The sequence below is a fragment of the Streptomyces sp. SID486 genome (assembly GCF_009865385.1).
In the GTDB taxonomy this organism is placed as follows: domain Bacteria; phylum Actinomycetota; class Actinomycetes; order Streptomycetales; family Streptomycetaceae; genus Streptomyces.
In genome coordinates this window covers 1-2,094 of the sequence record NZ_WWJT01000512.1, presented here as the reverse complement: position 1 = coordinate 2,094, position 2,094 = coordinate 1, and the positions used below count along the sequence as shown (strand labels likewise).

2 protein-coding genes are annotated in these 2,094 nt (G+C 79.2%); both read left to right on the top strand.

Features of this window, described 5'->3' with window-relative positions; all coding sequences use genetic code 11:
* The first annotated feature begins 5 nt into the window (after window positions 1-5).
* The gene (locus tag GT045_RS39050; RefSeq protein ID WP_237538817.1) at window positions 6-662 is read left to right on the top strand and encodes a hypothetical protein; all 657 of its coding nucleotides are present in this window, start codon (window positions 6-8) and stop codon (window positions 660-662) included.
* Between the two features lie 495 nt (window positions 663-1,157).
* Window positions 1,158-2,094 (top strand): aminotransferase class I/II-fold pyridoxal phosphate-dependent enzyme (locus GT045_RS23710; RefSeq protein ID WP_161335367.1); only part of this gene is annotated, 937 nt, incomplete at its 3' end.

Here is a 2,094-nt window from a genome sequence, read left to right as displayed (position 1 = left end):
CCCGCATGACCGTCGCCGGCCGGGCGCCGACCGGGCCGGTGCGGGCGGCGTGCGAGGAGCCGCGTACGGCGGCCACGGCCTGTGAGGACGGCGCCCCGTGCGGCGAGAGCGGCCGGTGCGGCGCGGGGGAGCCCTGCGAGGGGGGCGGCGTGAGCGGCCTGGACGCCGGGGCCGGCGACGGCGCGGGGAGGGACGCGGCGGGCCAGGAGGGTGCCGGGCGCGACGGTGCCGGTCAGGAACGGCAGAAGGAGCAGCAGGGCGGCGGGCAGGACGGTGCCGTGCGGGAAGGCGCAGGCGAGGACGTTTCCGGGTGGGACGGCGCCGGTCAGGACAGCGGTGGTCCGGACGGTAGTGGTCCGGACGGTGCCGCGCACGACGGTTCCGGGCGCGACGAGGGCGGTCAGGACACCGGCGGTCAGGACGGCGGCGGTCAGGACGGCGGGTGGGAGGACGGCGGGTGCGCGGATCCCCCCGGCGCGGCCTGCCCGGACGGCCACGCCGCCGTCCAGCACGGTGTGGCGGCGGGACAGGGAGGCACCTTCGACGACTCGGTCCCGGCCCTCGCCGCCGGCGGTGTCCTGATCGCCGCCGCCTGCGCGGGCGCCGGCTACCGGGTGTACGGCCGCGTACGGCCCTCGGGGGGCCGGTCCACCGAGGGGTGACCCCGGCGATGGACCGGGCACCGCCATGGAGCGCCGCCCGGCGGGTAGACACCCTCCCGAAGGCGCCGCCGAGACCGACACACCGGCACCGGCCACCGCACACGCGGCACGCGACACCGGACGGGAGGGACCACGCACGACGGACCACGGCCGGGAAGGCGGGCCACGGCCCGGACGACGGATAGGGCCCACGCACGACGGACCACGCACGACGGATCGCGGACCACGGCCCGGACGAAGGCTACGGACCACGCACGACGGATCGCGGACCACGGCCCGGAACGACGGATAGGGACCACGCACGACGGACCACGGCTGGGAAGGCGGACCACGCACCACAGCCGGGGCCACGGCCCACGCACGGCGGACCACGGACCCCGGACCACGGACCCCGGACCACGGAAGAAGGACCACGGTCCGGTCGGCGGCACGGTGAGTGAAGGGGCCGGCCGGACCGGGCGGCATGACGGCACCACGGACTGCGCGGAGGCGGAGATGCGGCGGACGGACCCCGGGGCGGAGGGCGGGGAGGACCACGGCCCCGTCCGCTACGGCCCGCCGCTCCCCGACGACGGCCTGCCCGTGCTCCCCGCACTCTCCGCCGTGGTCGCGGCCGCCGCCGGCCGCGCCGACACCCAGCCCGTCGGCGGTGCCCCCGCCCTGCTGGAGGCGGCCTGCGGCTACTGGACCCGCCGAGGGCTGCCCTGCGGCCCCGACCAGGTGGCCGCGGGGCCCGGCGCCCCCGCCCTGCTGCTCGCCCTGACCGCGGCGCTCGCCGGGGACGGCGCCGACGTGCTCGTACCCCGGCCCTGCGCCGCCTGGTGGGCGCCCTACGCCCGGCTCCTCGGCAGGTCCGTGTTCCATGTGCCGACGCCCGTCGAGAGCGGCGGCGTCCCCGACCCGTACGCCCTGCTGGAGACCGTCCGCCGGGTCCGCGCGGAGGGCGGCGACCCGCGGCTGCTGGTGCTGTCCCCCGCGGACGACCCCACCGCCGGTGTGGCCGCGCCCGAACTGCTGCTGGAGACCGTCGAGGCCGCCACCGCCGAGGGCCTGCACCTGGTCAGCGACGAGACCTGGCGCGACACCGTGCACGACCCGCACGGGACCGTCCTGCTCAGCCCCGCCGAGATGCGGCCCGACGAGGTCACCGTCGTCACCGACCTGGCCGGCGCCCTGCTGCCCGCCGGCTGGCCCGCCGCCGTCGCCCGCTTCCCGGCCACCGGCGGCGGACGGCACCTCCACGCGCGCGTGCTCGACATCCTCACCGCTCTCGGCGCGCGGATCGCCACCCCGGTCGCCGCGGCCGCCGGCTACGCCCTCGACGAACCCCCGTCCGTGACCGAACGCCGCGAGGCCACCGTGCGGTTGCACGCGCGCGTGGCCGCCGCGGCGCACGCGGCGGTCGTCGCCGCCGGGGCGCTCGCCCGGCCGC